The 18,618-nt window shown below is 35.1% G+C and carries 18 protein-coding genes and 1 other annotated feature; of the genes, 4 read left to right on the forward strand and 14 right to left on the reverse strand.

Features of this window, described 5'->3' with window-relative positions:
• Positions 1–24: 24 nt before the first annotated feature.
• The gene (locus OEV98_RS14495; RefSeq protein ID WP_263074074.1) at positions 25–678 is read right to left on the reverse strand and encodes a Type 1 glutamine amidotransferase-like domain-containing protein; all 654 of its coding nucleotides are present in this window, start codon (positions 676–678) and stop codon (positions 25–27) included.
• 67 nt (positions 679–745) lie between these two features.
• Positions 746–871, reverse strand: a complete 126-nt coding sequence (locus OEV98_RS14500; protein ID WP_263074075.1) for a hypothetical protein — start codon at positions 869–871, stop codon at positions 746–748.
• 249 nt (positions 872–1,120) lie between these two features.
• On the opposite strand from OEV98_RS14500, the gene OEV98_RS14505 reads away from it, so the two are divergent.
• Positions 1,121–2,188, forward strand: a complete 1,068-nt coding sequence (locus tag OEV98_RS14505) for an undecaprenyldiphospho-muramoylpentapeptide beta-N-acetylglucosaminyltransferase (RefSeq protein WP_263074076.1) — start codon at positions 1,121–1,123, stop codon at positions 2,186–2,188.
• A 54-nt stretch (positions 2,189–2,242) separates the two neighbouring features.
• On the opposite strand, the gene proS is transcribed toward OEV98_RS14505, so the two are convergent.
• Positions 2,243–3,679: a proline--tRNA ligase gene (gene proS, locus OEV98_RS14510; protein WP_263074077.1), complete on the reverse strand. Its 1,437-nt coding sequence runs from the start codon at positions 3,677–3,679 to the stop codon at positions 2,243–2,245.
• 83 nt (positions 3,680–3,762) lie between these two features.
• Positions 3,763–4,009, reverse strand: a binding site (T-box leader).
• Positions 4,010–4,135: 126 nt separating this feature from the next.
• Here proS and OEV98_RS14515 point away from each other — a divergent pair.
• Together OEV98_RS14515 and OEV98_RS14520 are read left to right on the forward strand one after the other, a co-directional pair.
• A complete protein-coding gene (locus tag OEV98_RS14515; RefSeq protein ID WP_263074078.1) occupies positions 4,136–5,032 on the forward strand; it encodes a hypothetical protein in 897 nt (298 codons plus the stop codon).
• A 189-nt stretch (positions 5,033–5,221) separates the two neighbouring features.
• Entirely contained in the window at positions 5,222–6,085 is an 864-nt protein-coding gene (locus tag OEV98_RS14520; protein ID WP_263074079.1) for an AraC family transcriptional regulator, read from the forward strand.
• Between the two features lie 63 nt (positions 6,086–6,148).
• Here the strand turns inward: OEV98_RS14520 and phnD are convergent, their stop codons facing one another.
• The 7 genes from phnD to OEV98_RS14555 form a co-directional block, all read right to left on the reverse strand.
• Positions 6,149–7,087 carry a phosphate/phosphite/phosphonate ABC transporter substrate-binding protein gene (gene phnD, locus OEV98_RS14525; RefSeq protein WP_263074080.1) on the reverse strand — a complete coding sequence of 313 codons (939 nt, stop codon included), beginning with the start codon at positions 7,085–7,087 and terminating at the stop codon, positions 6,149–6,151.
• A gap of 285 nt (positions 7,088–7,372) precedes the next feature.
• Positions 7,373–8,167 (reverse strand): phosphonate ABC transporter, permease protein PhnE, encoded by a 795-nt coding sequence (gene phnE / locus OEV98_RS14530; RefSeq protein ID WP_263074081.1) that lies wholly within the window; start codon positions 8,165–8,167, stop codon positions 7,373–7,375.
• Positions 8,167–8,985: a phosphonate ABC transporter, permease protein PhnE gene (phnE, locus tag OEV98_RS14535; RefSeq protein ID WP_263074082.1), complete on the reverse strand. Its 819-nt coding sequence runs from the start codon at positions 8,983–8,985 to the stop codon at positions 8,167–8,169. Before phnE (OEV98_RS14535) ends, phnE (OEV98_RS14530) begins: the two co-directional genes overlap by 1 nt.
• Positions 8,982–9,758: a phosphonate ABC transporter ATP-binding protein gene (phnC, locus tag OEV98_RS14540; protein ID WP_263074083.1), complete on the reverse strand. Its 777-nt coding sequence runs from the start codon at positions 9,756–9,758 to the stop codon at positions 8,982–8,984. Before phnC ends, phnE (OEV98_RS14535) begins: the two co-directional genes overlap by 4 nt.
• 130 nt (positions 9,759–9,888) lie before the next feature.
• Entirely contained in the window at positions 9,889–10,827 is a 939-nt protein-coding gene (locus tag OEV98_RS14545) for a phosphate/phosphite/phosphonate ABC transporter substrate-binding protein (protein WP_263074084.1), read from the reverse strand.
• A 679-nt stretch (positions 10,828–11,506) separates the two neighbouring features.
• A complete protein-coding gene (locus OEV98_RS14550) occupies positions 11,507–12,457 on the reverse strand; it encodes an alpha/beta hydrolase (RefSeq protein ID WP_263074085.1) in 951 nt (316 codons plus the stop codon).
• Positions 12,458–12,522: 65 nt separating this feature from the next.
• Positions 12,523–13,425, reverse strand: a complete 903-nt coding sequence (locus OEV98_RS14555; RefSeq protein WP_263074086.1) for an aminoglycoside 6-adenylyltransferase — start codon at positions 13,423–13,425, stop codon at positions 12,523–12,525.
• 767 nt (positions 13,426–14,192) lie between these two features.
• Here OEV98_RS14555 and OEV98_RS14560 point away from each other — a divergent pair.
• Entirely contained in the window at positions 14,193–15,029 is an 837-nt protein-coding gene (locus OEV98_RS14560; protein ID WP_263074087.1) for a glycerophosphodiester phosphodiesterase family protein, read from the forward strand.
• Positions 15,030–15,095: 66 nt separating this feature from the next.
• Here OEV98_RS14560 and iadA read toward each other — a convergent pair whose 3' ends face one another.
• From iadA to OEV98_RS14580, 4 genes are all read right to left on the reverse strand, one after another.
• Entirely contained in the window at positions 15,096–16,268 is a 1,173-nt protein-coding gene (gene iadA / locus OEV98_RS14565; protein ID WP_263074088.1) for a beta-aspartyl-peptidase, read from the reverse strand.
• A gap of 473 nt (positions 16,269–16,741) precedes the next feature.
• Positions 16,742–17,302 (reverse strand): HAD-IIIA family hydrolase, encoded by a 561-nt coding sequence (locus OEV98_RS14570; RefSeq protein ID WP_263074304.1) that lies wholly within the window; start codon positions 17,300–17,302, stop codon positions 16,742–16,744.
• 17 nt (positions 17,303–17,319) lie between these two features.
• Positions 17,320–18,021: a Type 1 glutamine amidotransferase-like domain-containing protein gene (locus OEV98_RS14575; RefSeq protein ID WP_263074089.1), complete on the reverse strand. Its 702-nt coding sequence runs from the start codon at positions 18,019–18,021 to the stop codon at positions 17,320–17,322.
• A 190-nt stretch (positions 18,022–18,211) separates the two neighbouring features.
• Positions 18,212–18,379 carry a hypothetical protein gene (locus tag OEV98_RS14580; protein ID WP_263074090.1) on the reverse strand — a complete coding sequence of 56 codons (168 nt, stop codon included), beginning with the start codon at positions 18,377–18,379 and terminating at the stop codon, positions 18,212–18,214.
• Between the last annotated feature and the right edge of the window lie 239 nt (positions 18,380–18,618).

Below are 18,618 nucleotides of genomic sequence, written 5' to 3' on the forward strand. Positions count from 1 at the left end.
TACTATATCCGTTTTTCGGTAATTTTAGTGTATTTTGCTAATTATCCCATTAGTAAGCTTATATACACCATTTCCTTCCATCGCTTTAATTTGTCCATTTTTTACGTAAATCCCCGTTTTTTCATCGATGCCATAATTTTTTCCTTCAGGGAATTTTCGTCCGATTTCCAATAGATGCTTCTCGTCTTGCCATTGATTGTAATGAACAGCAATTTGAAAATCTTCTAGTAAATTTAATCCATTTCTTTGTTGATATTCATGTTCGTCATTATCGTTAGGTGAAAGAATGCAGTATTGTAAGCTAATTAATGCTCCTGCAGAAAAACCAGCTACTGGCACGCTATCACGGAATTTTTTCTTAATCACTGGTGCTAATTCGGTGTCAACAATGTAATCTGCATATCGATTCGTATTGCCACCAAGAATGATAATCCCAGAACTTTGTTCAATGTGTTGAATAGCCGTTTCCATTGCAATGCTTGGAAGTGGTATGTAGTGAAATTCCGATAATCCTAATGCTCGTAATGGCTTCGTAACAACCGTCATATAGTCTAACCAGCCATTACGCTCGACAAACAATATCGAAACTGGTCCATTTTTGCAATATTTATGAAAGATGTAAGCAAGCTCTATCGTAAACGGTGGACCACTTCCGAATAGAAATAAATGTTTATCCATGGAAACGCCTCATTTCTTCTTTAATATATTGCAAAAAAAGAAAGACCCCTTATTGCGAGGCCAATTACTATTTATGCGAAGCATCATGAACAGTCTTGATTAATGTTCCATTGTAATCGAACAAAACAGAAAATATAATCGCGAATGGATACACAGCAATTAAAAATATAAATTTTCCTATTTTCCTAATCATGTAAATCCCTCCATTTCCGTTTATTTCTCAAATGGCAAATATCAATAGTTTCTATAATTTTAACAAAAATGAAATTTTATATATATAGCTTCTTGCATATTTACGATAAAATTACTCGATAATTGCATTTTGATTGTATTTATTTGATAATCATGCTGCTTTCAAAATCGCATATAATGCAAAGATGTTTATAGAACAGAATTGATATCATATAATGAAATAGAAATCATACCATTTACAGGAGGATCTATGGCAAATAAGACGATTGTATTTACAGGTGGTGGCTCTGCTGGTCATGTTACACCAAATATTGCGATTATAAATGAAATCCGAGACTTAGATATGAATATCCATTATATTGGCTCTAAAAAAGGAATCGAAAAAGAGCTTATCCAAAAAATAAAAATTCCTTATTATCCAATTTCAAGTGGAAAATTAAGAAGATATTTTGATTGGGAGAATATTAAAGATATTTTTCGTGTCATTAGCGGTTGCTTTGAAGCAAGAAAAATTCTCAAAAAGCTAAAACCAGATTTAGTATTTTCAAAAGGTGGTTTTGTTTCTGTACCTGTAATTGTAGCAGCAAGCTCATTAAAAATACCTGTTTTTATTCATGAAAGTGATATTACACCAGGTTTGGCGAATAAAATATCGCAACGATTCGCAACGAAGATTTTTACTTCTTTTGAAGAAGCAAAGAATCACTTTCCCCAACAGAAAACAATGGTGATTGGCTCCCCTATCCGGAAGGAAATTTTAATTGGAGATGCTTTACGTGGGAAAAAACTTCTTGGCTTTTCAAAAAATTTACCGATCTTAACCATTATGGGTGGAAGCTTAGGAGCAAGAAAAATAAACGAAGCGGTAAGAGCTTCTTTAGATACGCTCACGAATCAATTTCAAATTGTCCATTTATGTGGGAAAAATAATGTAGAGGAAAGCTTAGCATCGATACAAGGATATCGTCAATTTGAATATGTACATGAAGAATTAGCCGATATACTCGCTGCTACGGATTTTGTCATTACCCGTGGTGGTTCTAATGCGATATTTGAATTTCTCGCATTGAAAATTCCAATGCTTATTATCCCACTTGGATTAGATCAAAGTCGTGGCGATCAACTATTAAATGCACAATCATTTGAGGCAAAAGGTTTTGCTATGACATTAAAGGAAGAGCAATTGACAAAGGAAACGTTAGTAAAAAAAGTGTATGAATTACAAAGGAAGAGAAATGACATCATTCAGCAGATGGATAACCAAAATCAACAACAGAGAAATGCATTACAGGTACTAGTAAAAGAAATTATGCAATAATAAAAGAAAGAGCCACGAAACGATACTTTGTTTTATGGCTCTTCATTTCTTCTTTTAATATGCTTTTGCCCAATAAACCATATGCTCGGCTTTATCTCCACAAACGACACAGTTATCATGAACTTGTTCTTGTTCGAATGGTATGCAGCGGGAAGTGGCCGATGTTTCTTCTTTTATTTTTTCTTCGCATGCTTGCTTACCACACCACATTGCTTTAATAAAACCTGGATTTTCTTCCAGTTTTGCTTTGAATTCATCAAGACTTGTAGCAATACTTGTTTTATCTTCTCGATGTTGTTTCGCTTTAGTAAAAAGATTTCTTTGAATATCATCTAAAAGCTCGGTTACTACTGTTTCTAATTGATTCATTGGAACAAATGATTTTTCTCCAGTATCACGACGAACTAGTACAACTTGCCCATTTTCTATATCTTTTGGACCTACTTCTAAACGAATAGGAATTCCCTTCATTTCGTATTCATTAAATTTCCAGCCAGGAGTTTTATCACTTGCATCAATGCCTACTCTTGCGACATTTTTCAGTTTTTCCTTTAACCCATATGCAAAATCAAGTACTCCTTCTTTATGTTGGGCAATTGGAACTATCATCAATTGTGTTGGAGCTATTTTTGGTGGTAAAACAAGTCCGCGGTTATCTCCATGCACCATAATCAATGCACCAATAATACGTGTTGTTAATCCCCAAGATGTTTGATGAACAAATTGAAGGTCACCATTTTGATCGGTATATTGAATGCCAAAGCTTTCTGCAAATCCGGTTCCTAAATGATGGGATGTTCCAGACTGTAATGCTTTCCCATCATGCATTAAACTTTCAATCGTATACGTATATTTCGCCCCAGCAAATTTCTCTTTTTCAGTCTTTTGCCCACGAATGACAGGTATTGCTAAGTAATTTTCACATAATTCCGTGTATACTCCAAGCATTTTAATTACTTCTTCTGCAGCCTCTTCATCTGTTGCATGTGCAGTATGCCCCTCTTGCCATAAAAATTCTAACGTCCGTAGGAATGGTCTTGTCGTTTTTTCCCAACGAACGACATTTGCCCATTGATTGTATAGTTTTGGTAAATCCCGATAGGAATGAATAATATTTGCATAATGATCACAAAACAGTACTTCAGAAGTTGGTCGAACGACTAATCGTTCATGAAGCTCCTCTGAACCGCCATGAGTTACTAAAGCTACTTCAGGTGCAAACCCTTCAATATGATCCTTTTCTTTTTGTAATAAGCTTTCTGGAATAAATAGTGGCATGTATACATTTTCATGGCCAGTTTCCTTAATCTTTCCATCTAATACCTTTTGGATATTTTCCCATAAAGCATAGCCATATGGGCGAATAATCATAGAACCACGTACGGATGAATAATCCACTAAATCTGCTTTTTTTACCACATCTGTATACCATTGGGCAAAATTGTCTTCCATAGCAGTAATTTCTTCAACAAACTTTTTCTGTTTACCCATTTTCTTTCACTCCTCTGAATGTATGTTTTAGGCAATTGCCTTTATTTCTCAATATAAATACAAAAAAGCCCCGAATCCCATGGAAAAGGGACCGAGGCTTGGCGATACCACCCTAATTTACAGTTACATATATTCGGTATGAAGAAAAATCCAAATATACAATTTACGTAAAACTGTACTCTCTTTTTTGATAACGGAACATTCCGCAGTATTTTCATTCAATACTGAACTCCAAGGCAGGTTCAAGCAGGATCTTTAGAAATCTTCCACCAATGATTTCCTCTCTGAAAAAGATGTTACTACTTTACTAACCCTCTTCATTGTTTATAGCAAATATTAATTTTTAATTTAAAATACAATGTTCGCTTCCATTTGTCAAGTATTCTTGCGATAGAAAAAGGAATAATGTCAATCCATCGCGAATTAATGTAAAAAAGAAAAGAAATGAGGTTCAATATGAAAATATTTACTAGTTCCCAATATCAATTGGCTGCTAATTTTATTGTAACGAATGCACGGCCATTGGAAAAAGCTTTATATTTATTTGAATTTGCTGATGGAAATCGTGAGGATGTTATTCGTGAGTTACAAAAATTTCAAAATGATGATGGTGGATTTGGTCATGGACTAGAGCCGGATTTTCGTACAGAAAATTCCTCTGCACTCGCTTCATCTGTTGCCATGCAAATACTGTCAAAAATTGGAGCAGAAGATCATTTAGAAATAGTACAAAATGCGATTCGTTACTTTATAAACAGTTACGATAAAAATACATATGGATGGGAAAAGGTGCCGAAAGCTGTGGAAGAAGCACCACGAGCACCATGGTGGAATTATCAAGAACCACGAGAGGATTGGGGAAATCCGAACGCTGAAATTTTAGGATATTTCTATGATTATCAACCACTCGTCCCTGCATCGTTGCTAGCTGAGCTGACCGAGTATGCCATACGATATTTTAATCGGTTAGAAACGTTTGAATTTCATGAAATCCTTTCCTTCTTACGATTAGCGGATCGTCTGCCGGAATCAATTTATCAGCAAATAGAGGAAAAAATAATACAAGCTTTGCATGAATGTGTTACGACCGATTCGCAAAAATGGGAGGAATATTGTTTACAACCAATACAAGTAGTGGATTCTCCTGAATCTAAATACTATCGATTATTCAAAGCTTTTTTGTCGGAGAATTTACACTATATAAGCACTAAACAAAATCCAAATGGTTCTTGGTCTCCCACTTGGTCTTGGTTTGGACAATTTGAAGATACTTGGAAACAAGCAAAACTCGAATGGGAAGGAAACATCACCCTTCAGCATTTACTACTCTTTCGTAATTTTGCTCTTATTTAGTTATTTAGTTCTTAATTTTAATAGGAAGCTAACTTGCTTAAGTAATACAAGCTTGTATAAACCGCTAGGCAAACGAAATGCAAATTAGCATGACTCCCCGCATTATCTAAATCTGTCAGTAAAATGCACAAATGAACAGGAATGCTTACGGTAGTTCTGATAAATTTAGTAGCAGAAAGGAAGATTGCTATGGAAGGACTTCGACGTTTGATTACAAGTATTGATTATATTGAGGAAAACCTACTCTCGAAATTGGCGATAGATGATATTGCGTCGGTTGCTTGCATGTCTAAATTTCACTTTCAACGTAGTTTCCATATGTTAACTGGTGTAACTGTGGCAGAATATATTCGGAAAAGAAGATTAACTTTAGCTGCTCAGGATCTTCTCCATTCGAATCAGAAAGTTATTGATGTTGCTTGGAAATACGGATATGAAAGTCCGGAAGCTTTTACAAAGGCATTTCGAAGCACGCATGGAATTGCACCGTCTGCAGTTCGTAAACAAAATCGTTCACTCGTTGCCTATCCTAAAATATCCTTTCATATTCAAATTAAAGGAGAGGAAGAAATGAAGTATAGAATAATGGAAAAAGACGAGATTCGTATTGTCGGCAAAGGTATCCGAACAACTACTGAAAATGGACAGAATCACCAAGATATCCCTGCCTTTTGGGAGGAGGTAAATCAAAATGGTTTAGCTAGTAAACTCATAAAAGGTTGTCGGGATTTTGGGTTGCTAGGGGTTTGTATGGAATTTGATCAAGAGCAAAATGAGTTCACGTATTTTATTGGGGCAGAAAGTAATGGAATTGATGTTACAAATAAATTGGAGGTAAAGGTAATACCAAAAGCTACATGGGCGGTATTTCCTGTAATTGGTCCTATGCCTAGTGCAATTGAACACGTATGGGAGAGAATTTTTTCAGAATGGTTCCCATCTACAGGTTATGAGCATGCAGGTGGTTATGAATTTGAAATGTATCCTGTCGGAGGTGATACTAAATCGGGGCAATATTTTTGTGAAATATGGATTCCAATTATTAAAAAGTAACAAACTAGAAAGTTTTAAAAGAAAAAAACTCGGCACATTTTCCGTGCCGAGTTTTATCAATTACTATTCAATAGAAATACTGTCTTTAAATTTATTATACGTATCTTTAACTACTTGATATTCAGAATCCGTAGCTTCTGTAATAGCATCCCAGTTATAAACATCATTCATAATTTTAATCATCGCTGGGTCATCATTAAAGGATAAGAAAGTATCTTTAATTTTTTGTACGAATTCATCTGGAAGATTTTTTGTTACAGAAATTGTATCATTTGGAATATCTTGTGTATAACCAATTACAGTTAATTTTTCCATAATGTCTGGGTATTCTTCTAAAAGATCTTCACGAACATCCTCGAAAGTAGTAGCAACATCTGCATCTCCTTCATAAACTGCGATTGCTGCATTATCATGTCCGCCTGCTTGAGTAGTACCACTGAAAAATTCTGTTTCTAATTCTGTCGTTGACGCAATGTCAAACTCTTCCATTAATTGGTTCGCAGGGAATAAGTATCCTGAAGTGGAGCCTTGGTCTGGGTAAGCCCAAATTTTTCCTTCTAAATCTGCTAAATCTTTAATACCTGAGTCAGAACGTACAAGATATTGTGCTTTATATGTTCCTGAACCATAACGTTCAGATTTCAAAATTACTTCTACGCCATATTGTTCGTTTGCTTGCACATATCCAAAAGCTGGAACAAATCCAACTTGTACTTGATTTGCACCCATTGCTTCAACTAATGCATTAAAGCTTGTCATTACTTTACCTTCTACTTTAATACCTAATTCTTCGCTTAAGCGCTCTGCTAATGGTTCAACTGTATCAGCAATTGTATCGGAATCTACAGATGGTACAAAGCCTAATACTAATGTTTCAGGAATTTCTTCTTTTGATCCGGAATTTGCATCAGAACCGTTAGAAGAACCTTCTTCTTTACTTCCACATGCTGCAAGTACAAGTGCTAGTCCAATTACTAGCAAAAAGCTAACTATTTTTTTCATTTTGACCTCCTGAGTATGATAAAGAATTTTCCCTACTATTCTATTAAATAATATTTTGTCGAAAATTGCCAGCGTTATTTTTAAAAAAAATGTCAATTTACGAATATTTTTTTATAAAATGTTTTAAATGTTTGTGTTTAAACCAAATTTTTATAATAAAATTAGCAGTTATTCATCTCTCCCTATTTTTCACCGTGAAGATTATTCAGAATTTGTCGACAGGGATTCTCGTATATATGAAAAAAAAAGCCCCACTAGAAGTGGAGCTTTTCATTCATTGTAAAATTACACGATTTTACTTCGGATTTTCGCTGAAGCAAAGTCAATAACGGATACAACAATAATAATAGCTAATAAAATCATACCCATTTCATTCCAGTTTCGGTTACTCGAGGCAAAGCTAATCATCGTACCGATACCACCAGCACCAACAATACCTAAAATGGATGATGCACGAATATCTACTTCAAAACGATAGATAGCATAGGATAGAAATTCTGGGATAATTTGTGGAAACACTGCAGTAAATAGAATTTGGATTCGATTGGCTCCATTTGCTTGCATTGCTTGTACAATATCCATGTCAATTTGCTCAATTATTTCAGAAAACATCTTACCTAGCATTCCGCAGGAGCCAATCGCGATTGCAAGTACCCCTGCAAATGCTGTTGGTCCAACCGCAACAACGAATAATACTGCTAAAATGATATCCGGAAATGCTCGGATAGCTGACAGAATCCATTTTCCAATAACAGAAAATATCCCCATCATATTTTTCGCTGCAAGAAACGCAAGTGGTATAGAAAGAATGGCAGCCATTACGGATCCGGCAAAAGCAATAAGAACTGTTTCAAACATTTTATCAGAAACATCCCCCATTGCACTCCAATCAGGATCAAATAACCGAGGAATTACACGGTGGAAATTATTTGCTGCTCTTTCCATCGCACGTGCCCAATCAATATCAATACTTAAGAAGGTCCAAACATAAAGTGCAGCAACGAGTATAAGTATGATAATTGTTTTCGTCTTTTTATATAAAGAATTCTTTGGCTTTGGAGGTAATGTAAGATTTGCCATTATAACAATGCCTCCCTTAACTTCGTACTAATATATTCGATGATAATTACTGTAATGAATATTACGATAATAATTGTCATGGCATTAGGATAATTATAGAAATTAATTTGTTGATTTAATGTAAGTCCTATACCACCAGCACCTACTAAACCTAAGATTACTGATGCACGAATATTTATTTCAAATACGTATAACACAAGTGATGTAAATTGTGGTGCAATTTGTGGTACTAAAGCATACCAGATCATTTGTAATGTGTTTGCACCAGAAGCACGCATAGCTTCTAATGGGTTCATATCAACGGACTCAATTGTTTCACTTATTAATTTCGCTAAAATTCCTAACGAGAAGATTATTAACGCTAAAATCCCTGGGAAAATCCCAATCCCAAATAGTCCAACAAATACAACTGCTAATACGACATCCGGAATTGTTCGTAGTAAATTTAAAAATATTCTTGTAATGTAATATAACGGTTTAAATGTTGTGACATTCCGTGCGGATAAAATCGCTAAAGGAATAGTAATAATGGCTGCAATTGTTGTTGCAATAATTGCCATTTGTATTGTTTCTAGCATAGGATTCCAAATTGCTTTTAATATTTCGAAATTTGGAGGGAAAAATTTAGCTAAAACCCTGAACATATTGCCCAGTGCGCCATCAAGTCCATTTACCATATCTTCTGTCGTCTTTTTCATACTAAACAAATATAAAGCTAGTATTACAAAAAAGATTACTGTTACTTGAAGCTTTGTTTTTGTTGGATAGATAGAAGGTATCGTCTTTTTATCAGCAATTGAATTTTTTGGATTTGTCACGCTTGTTCTGCCCCCCCACGCAAGTCATCCTCACGAATGGCACGGCCGTAAATTTCTTCAAATGTTTTTTCCGTAACTTCTGACACTGGACCATCAAAAACAACTTCTCCTGCACGCATACCAATAATGCGATCCGCATACTCCATCGCCATATCAATAAAATGAAGATTAACTAATGTCGTGATTTTATCTTCCTTATTGATTTTTCGTAAATAATTCATTACTTGGTGTGAAGTTGGTGGATCTAGTGAAGCAACTGGCTCATCCGCTAAAATATATTTTGGCTGTTGGGTTAACACACGAGCAATACTAACACGTTGTTGTTGCCCACCACTTAGTTCATCTGCACGATTATAGATCTTTTCATCAATGTGCACACGTTTTAAGCTTTCATATGCTAATGAAACGTCCTCTTTTTTATACAAATTAAAAATTGAACGTAATGTACCAGTATGTCCTAAGCGTCCTGCTAATACATTTTTCAATACATTGGAACGTTTGACAAGATTATAGTTTTGAAAAATCATCCCAGTTTTTGTACGAAGCTTCCGTAAATCCTTGCCGCGGAATTTCAAAATATCTTCATTGTCAACTAGAAGAGAACCAGAGGTAGGGGTTACTAAGCGGTTAATACTTCGAATAAACGTAGATTTACCAGCACCAGATAAACCGACAATAACGACAAATTCCCCATCGTTGATTTTCACATTAATGTTTTTGAGACCTTGTGTTCCATTCGGGTATACAAGATTTACATCTTTAAATTCTATCATGCTATCCTTAATCCTCCATATTCTTACTTTACATCTTTTCTATAATACCATGAAATTGTCGAAATATCAGGAAAAAAGGGAGAAAACTCTCTCCCCTTTTACTTAATAAATTTCACTTAAGAAAAACTTATTATTCTACAGAGATATTATCTTTAAACTTCGTATAAGTATCTTTAACTACTTGATATTCAGCATCTGTAGCTTCGATAATCGCATCCCAGTTGTAAACTTCGTTCATAATTTTAATCATATCTTTGTCATTATTAAATGATAAGAAAGTTTCTTTTAATTTTTGAACAAAATCAGCTGGTAGATTTTTTGTTACAGAAATTGTATCGTTCGGAATATCTTGTGTATATCCTATAACTTTTAATTTATCCATTACGTCTGGATATTCTTCTGTAAGCTCTGTGCGAACATCATCAAATGTAGTTGCTACGTCAGCATCTCCTTCGTATACAGCAATTGCTGCATTGTCATGTCCACCAGCTTGTACAGTTCCACTGAAAAATTCATTCTCTAATTCTGCAGTAGAAGCAATGTCAAATTCTTCCATCAGTTGATTAGCCGGGAATAAATATCCAGAAGTTGAACCTTGGTCTGCATATGCCCAAACTTTTCCTTCTAAATCAGCTAAACTTTCAATATCGGAATCTGCACGAACCACATATTGTGCTTTATAAGTACCAGAACCATATCTTTCAGATTTAAGAATTACGTTTACACCATATTGTTCATTTGCTTGAACATATCCGAAAGCAGGAATAAATCCAACTTGAACTTGGTTAGCTCCCATTGCTTCGACTAAAGCATTGTAACTGGTCATTACTTTACCTTCAACTTTAATGCCAAGTTCTTCACTTAGGCGATCTGCTAATGGTTGAACTGTGTCAGCAATTGTATCGGAATCTTGAGATGGAACAAATCCGATTACTAATGTTTCAGGAACCTTCTCTTCCGAAGCTTTGTCTGACCCATTTGCTGAATTGGAATCATCACTTGAACTACCACATGCTGCAAGTACTAATGCTAAGCCGAGTACAAGCAAAAGATTTAAAAATTTCTTCATATTGGACCTCCTAAGAATTATAAAAAGAATTTTTCCTACCTTTCTATTAAAAATGATTTTGTCGAAAAATGCTAGTACTTTTTTTAAAAATTTACATTTGATTTACGAACATTACATTCTTTACATTTGGTTATTATATGTGTTTTGCTCAAAAACATTTGCTTCTTACCAAGTATCGTACGGTTTATTCTACTTGATTTCGATTTTGACAAACTCTTCTACTGAATTCTAATGTGTCAGAAATCAACAAAATTCAAGAAATTCCGCATTTTCTTTACCTATTCACCCCTTTATAAATAATTTAAATATAGTTCTTATTCTTTTTTTAGGCTTTATTCGTATACATAATTGCTATTTGTGAAAAGACCGCAGACTGAATACACTTCGGGCATCCATTCGGGCGAGCGTGGAGGCTAGCTGCGGCTGACTCGCGACTAGAAGACTTCGCCAACCCTCCGTACGCTAAGCCAAATCAGTTCATAAACTACTCACCGAGTGTCCTATATCTCCTGCTGATTAGCTCCAGTTTTTACGTCGAAGGGTAGTCGCCTGCGCATTTCAATGTGCTTCTTCGTCACTTAAGCTCCTACGTTGTCTCACTACATCAATCCTTTAGGAAATAGCCTATTTTAATATTCATCACCCAACATTATTTGTCCAATCAAAAAAACTGGCCAATTTATGATTGGTCAGTTTTTACAGTTTCTATTTGTTTTGATAGCCACTGGTAAATATCATCGTATACTTCATTTTTATTTAGTTCCATTAATACCTCGTGACGTCCCTCTTCATAAAAAATCGTTTCGATATTTTCGATTCCATTTCTTTTATATTGTTTGATTGCCTTTTGAACCCCTTTCCCATTTGCTCCAACAGGATCTTTTTTTCCACTAATAAAAAGCATTGGCAAGTCTTTTCGTATTTGTTCTATTCGAGCATTTTGATGAATTGTTGCTAATCCGGTCAGTAAATCGAAATAAAATCCGGATGTGCAAACAAATCCACAATATGGATCAGTTAAATACTTTGCTACCTCTTCTTCATTTCTTGATAACCAAGCAAACTTTGTACTTTCATTAGGAAACGGTTTATTATAGGAGCCAAAAATTAATTGATCCAATACTGGACTAGGCGCTTTCTTTCCATGTTTGATCATTTCCCATTTGGCAACTAGTTGTCCTAATTTCCCTGGAATACCAGGATTTCCTGCTGTTCCAGATAATATTACTCCTTGTACCATATCCGAATATTGCTGAATATATCTTCGTACTAAAAAGGATCCCATACTATGCCCCATTAAAAATAGCGGTATTTTAGGAAAAAGTGTACGAATATAATTGGTTATTTGGTATAAGTCCTTTGTTGCACGGTCAAAGCCGTTCTCATCTGCAAAGTACCCAAATAATTTAGCTTTTTCCCCCGTCTTTCCATGACCTCGATGGTCATTGCCGATGACAAATATCCGATGTTTTAATAAAAAGCTGGCAAATTCATCATAACGTTCAATATGTTCTGCCATTCCGTGTGCTAGCTGAACAATAGCAATCGGTTGAATAGATGTGTCTATCCATTTTCGAATATAAATTTCTACTAGGTCTTCCATTTGTAACCAATCATCGTTTCGTCCCATCTTTTACTCTCCTCAAATTACATATTCTTTCCATGATTTTGGCTGAATAGTAAAATTGTCTTCAATCAAGAATTATTGTTATTCTCCACTTGTAAAAATGCAGGATTCAAGTTTTCGTAACCGAGTTTTTGAACATAATGAACATAATCCGTTACACGTTTGTCTTCGGAAAAATTGTACGAAAAATTAAAATTTCCAGCGACATATTGTGCAGTCGAACGAAAAAGTTGAAACATCTGAAACAGACTATTCCAAATGTTTTCATCATTCCCATCTGGATAGGTACATAATAATTTCTTCCATTGTTCATTCGTTAAAAAGCTTTTTAAATATTTCCCATTTTTCCCAATACTTATCGTAAAGTTCGTATCGATTCCTACCTGCCAGCTAAGCATTTTCAATAGCATTGGTCGCACATAAAAATTAAGATGATCGAAAGCATACAGTATTTCTCTTCTCCACAAGCCTTTTGCAATGTATGTAGACACCCACCAAAATTCATTACAGCAATTTAAAAATTCGATTTCTGTAGGCGGTTTCACGTGATAATCCTTATCTGTAGGACTTGGAAGAGAAGGCATACTATTATCCTTATCCAATAAAATAGTCGTCAATGTATCCTCTTCACAATATTCATAACGTTTTTCGATTGGTATTAATGTTAAATCGATACGATTCCCATCCATAAATAACATTAAATAAGCAAATCGCTCTATAGAGTCCACCGCGATATTATGTGTGGCGTCAGGCATTTGAATAATTATCCGCTCGCCAAATACATTAATCCAATCGTGATCTGTAAGCAATGATGCCATGTCGGTAACTAAATAAACAATGTCGTAATCCTGGAATATATCTTTCGGTACATTAGGATTTGTTCGAGAACCATTCATTCCTACTGCACGGATTCGCTCATCGTTAGCTGCGACTTGTAATATTAATTGAAACATTTCCTGCTCTGTCCGCATCACTACTCCCCCTTTCCATAATTTAGATACGAGAAAAAATCAAATGAAGATATCGTTATTTAATTTCCATTACAGTGTAAAATCCTCTAGTTTATTTTTAAACCCAATAATAATTCACTTTCATTCCGTCCATCGCGTTTTTAAACTGTAATTTCCTTAATTATTTAAACGTTTTCCTTTAATGCTAATTTGATTCTACCTTATTTTCCTTCATTTGAACATTCGTAAAATTATAAGGAGTCACTTGTACTACTTCCTTTAATAAAACCGTCTCGTGTAATACCAACACTATAAAAACAGCCGCAAAAAAAGAGAGCAAACAGAACACTTTATTTTCTTACAGAAGTGTCTGTTGATCTTTTTACTATGGCGATTTTCTTCTATATTAAATAAATTCTATTTTTATACTAACCATTACCATGATTTATTGAGCATCATTATTTTCCGCGTGCTACATTTGCATGCTTAAATAGAAACTGAATTTACACAATATTAACACAATGTTAAATCTATTTATTTTCTTTACTGCCTATTTACTCTCTGATAAAAATTAACGTAATGTACTGTATTGCCATTCATATAAACAATCCCGCGTATTTTTTACAGAAACTTCACATTGTTATTGCTTTTGAATGATAGGTTGAATACATGGTACAATAAATCATTGTTGGATCAATTGGTTTATTGAAAGGAGGAATCATATTATTTACTATAGAAAACTAGCAATTTATTTTTTGTGTTTATTATTTATCAGTGGATGCTCAGAAATGAGTAAGCATCCAACTTCTACTGTTGAGGATGTGGAAGAAGTATATACTTGGAAACTACCGGTACCTACAGCCATCGCCCATCGTGGTGCTCCTTATTTCGCACCAGAGCATTCGATTCCGTCCTATGAACAGGCAAAAGCGATAGGTGCAGACTATATTGAAATCGATTTGCAAATGACAAAAGATGGTGTCCTTATTGCCATGCATGATAAAAGTTTGGATCGAACAACCGATGGAAATGGTGAAATCCATAGCTTAAATTTAGAAGAAGTAAAACAATTTCATGCAACCATGTCTACTACTGGCACAATGGACAACCTCCAATCAGATGTGGAAATTCCAACATTAGAGGAAATTTTTCAGCATTTTGGTCATTCGGTTAATTACTATATCGAAACAAAAAGTCCATATGATTATCCAGGGATGGAAAAGGAATTATTAAAGCTATTATCTAAGTATGATTTACTAGAAAAGACAGATGAAAATGGTGTACCGAAAGTTATCGTTCAATCATTTAGTCAAGAGAGTTTAAAATTGGTTCATAAGCAAGAACCTTCGATCCCACTAATCCTATTAATAGACCAAGATTTTTCGAATATATCAGATGAGCAACTAATTGAATGGAAAAAATTTGTTATCGGGGTTGGAGCAAATTATCAAAAATTAACCGAAGCACAAATTGATAATTTGCATGGACATGATTTAATTGTCCATGCCTTTACGATTAATGATTCGGAAACAATGAAGAAATATATTGATTACGGAGTCGATGGTATTTTTACTGATCATATTAACTTGTTAATGAATTTAATCGAGGAACTTGAAGGAAAATGAAATAAATCCAGAATACCTTAATTTAAGGTTTCTGGATTTTTTTCTTATTGAACTTATCTCGATCTTTTATTGCTCAAATGTCCCTTTAACAATTGCTTGACCATCTCGAACCATTACTTTCCCAAGCGCAATTACTGTATTGATGGACAAATCGGATTTATTTAATAGAACAATATCTGCATCTTTTCCTTCTGTGATTGTTCCTTTTTGTTCTAATTTTAAAATTTTCGCCGGATTTTCCGTGGCAACTTTAAGGGCTGTAGAAAGTGGCAGTTTTTCCTGTAATACTGCATCGCGAACCTCTGTAAATAAACTTGTCACCTTGCCTACCTGCAGTCCTTTAAATTGTCCATTTGCATCGAACATTGGCAAGCTACCTTGTCCATCTGAAGTAAACGTAATTTGGGCAATGTCTACCCCTTCTTCAAGCATTTGTTTTAACCCGGTGCTACATTTTACTTCATTTCTTTTAACATTTGGAATGGAGCTTGTCGTGAAATCAACATAACCACCCTTTTTCGCATACACGATACCTGCATCAAATAAATGCTGATTACGATTAATATGGGTTGGCCAAAATTGAGTAAGCGGGATTTCAGTTTGTTCCGCAACCGCCTCAATTAATTGTAAATGATCGTAGCTATCGCCTACATGTACGTTTACAATACCAGCCTTTCCTGATAACATCCCACCGATTCTTGACGCAGAGGCAATTTTTGCCATTTCATCAAAGGTTGGTTGTGAGGAACGATGATCGGAAATGGCGATTTCACCAGATCCAATGATTTTATCAATTAAAAGGATATCATCTTCAATTTTTCCTGTTAATGTTCGAACCGGGACTTGGTAGGATCCTGTTTGTACAAAACAGGTGATTCCTTCTTCTTCTAATCCCCGTGCTTTTGCTATTAAACTAGCCATCGTTCGAGTGGTGCCATCCGTGCCAATTACTCCCACCAATGTTGTGATTCCCGCCAATGTAGCATCTGTTAATTGTATTTCAGGTGTTCTAGTTTTAAAGCTGCCTTCCCCACCGCCGCCGATTATATGCACATGGCCATCTATCAATCCGGGAATAACTTTTTTATCTGTAGCGTCGATTACTTCAATCGGAACAAACGAACTCGGAATTTCTATATGCTCCTGAATAAAGCCAATTTTATTATGTACAAGTAATATATCCTGCTTGCCTAAATAATCTGGTGCATAAACCTCTCCGTTTTTAATTAAAGTAATCATGTCTTCTCCTCTTTTCTATAAGATTAATAGATTGATTGTATAACCTAATGGTTTTCAGGGGGGATTTCGGAGGAATTGTTTCCTTAGTCCCCTTTACACACTTTCTTGATCATTTTTCCATAAAAACTAAAATCGCCTTTGAATTACTCTCTATCCATGATTTATTGCAAGACATGATTTCTAGGCAAGCGGTGAAAACATAGCAAAAACGGTACAATTTTAGTAAAAAGAGGCTAGGTCAAAACGAATAAACGCTATTTTCTTGATTGGAAAATGATGTTTTTATGATAAGAATAGAATTTCTTTCCGTTTTAGGAGACGGTTTCAGCGGGACCTGCCCGAGCATCCTCTTCACTGCGTTCCTGTGGAGTCTCGAGTCACGGGCTTTTCTCGCAGCACTTGCCTCTTCACTCCAATCAATTTTCAAAAGTATCCAATGCTTATTATTCGTATAAGAAACTTTTTCAAAAAATTCACTTATGTCTCTTCCTCTTTGTATTACTGGTGACAATCCATTCCACTGCTTCATAAAAGCTATCGGCAATATAGTCTAGAGTGACTTCTGCCCATTCTCCAAAGTATTCATTGTTTGCAAATTTTTGTAGGTCTTCTGAACCTGCCCCTGTTTTTACTAATATTTTTTTCGTATGAACCCGATGGGCAGCTAACATATCCTTCCAGCGGTCGCCAATTACTATACATTCCGTCAAGTCCAACTGTAGGTCTATTGCAGCTTGTTGAAGCATTCCAGTATTTGGTTTCCGACAATTACACTGTGCCTCCTGTCCATGTGGACAAAGATAGACGTGTTCAAATCCGATTGACTGCAATTCTTTTACAAAATCTTCTACATGAGCTTCCCCACGTGAAATACCTGGTTGATTAGTAAATGATACGATTAAAATCTCATTTTCTTTTAATAGATGTAATGCTTCTTTCACTTTAGGAAATAATTGGAATTCGCCGGGGAATTCTACTTGGTTACTGCCACCAATAGTTCCGTCACGATCAATGAAAACTGCCTGAACCAAAATTCTCCACCTCCTTTAAATTACCCTAAATACCAGGGAACTATCTCTGATTCTATTACTTTCTTTTCTTTCGTGGATAATTCGACTTTATATGCCTTTGCATTCGGTCTTGAGCTAACAATTTGCTGAACGTTTCCATCCACAAAATGAATGGCTACCCCATCATCAGCTGCTAAACCCCCTGCGATTTTTTTCGATTGGATCCATTTATGATAGGCTTGCCTCCTACCTGCCTCCCCATCATAATGTGGGCAATTGCTACCACTTATAAAACCTAATCCATGAATCGGTTCTAAACCATCGCCGAAGGAATCGGTAATCCCGCTTTCAAACCAACAAAGGGAGCCAGCACTAATACCAGTTAAGATGGTGCCTTGCAGTAACGCCTTTTCTAAAATTTTATCGATGCCCCACTCTTTCCATAAGATTAATAGATTTTTAGTATTCCCCCCACCAACATAAATAATATCCTGTTGTAGAAGAAAATCTTCAATATTTCTTGTCGACGGATTGAATACAGAAAAATGTGTTGGAATACAATTTTGTTTTTGAAAAAAATCATAAAATCTAGCAATATAGTTTGCAGAGTCGCCACTAGCAGTAGGAAGAAAACAAATATTCGGATTATTCTTTTTCGATTGTTTCAGTATATATTGATCTAATAACGGGTTATTAGGCTCCATGGAAAAACCTCCACCACCTAATGCAATGATTTGCTTCATAATCGTTCCCCTTTATTATTTTTTTAAAATGGCTGTTTTCGTATATATTGTTGTTTTTTCTAAAAAGACGGTAGACAAAAATACACCCCCGTGCATCCTTTCAGGCGAGCGGCTCGGGGTTTCATTTAATAATCCTATCTCATGAAATAGCAACAATCCTTTAGAAAACAGCCTAAAAAAGTGATGATTGTTATTCTTTTGATTTTACCATTTCCTTTTGCATATACTCAATCGTTTGTTTTATTCCTTCTGAGTATAGTGTAAGCGGAATCGGACCGATATATTTCTCATATTTTTCTCCGCTTAACATAATGGGTGTCTCATTTAAATAAAATAGCTCTACTACTTCACGCATCATTGGTTTCAAAACGCCAAGTAGCCTGATTAATGTATTTCTTGAATAAACTCTTTCCTAGTAATTAATCCATAACCCGGGATATTCTGATTATCAATAAGTTCTGAAAATAGAAAGATTTATTTTTGAAAATTACTCTTTTTTATAAAAGTTTAAACCCACAGCAATTATAAAAAATGAGGCTGGGACATAACAAGTGATATTTAAATGTAAGACGAACAATAATTCGGATAGCGGAGGAA

Source organism: Perspicuibacillus lycopersici (assembly GCF_025660475.1).
In the GTDB taxonomy this organism is placed as follows: domain Bacteria; phylum Bacillota; class Bacilli; order Bacillales; family Caldibacillaceae; genus Perspicuibacillus; species Perspicuibacillus lycopersici.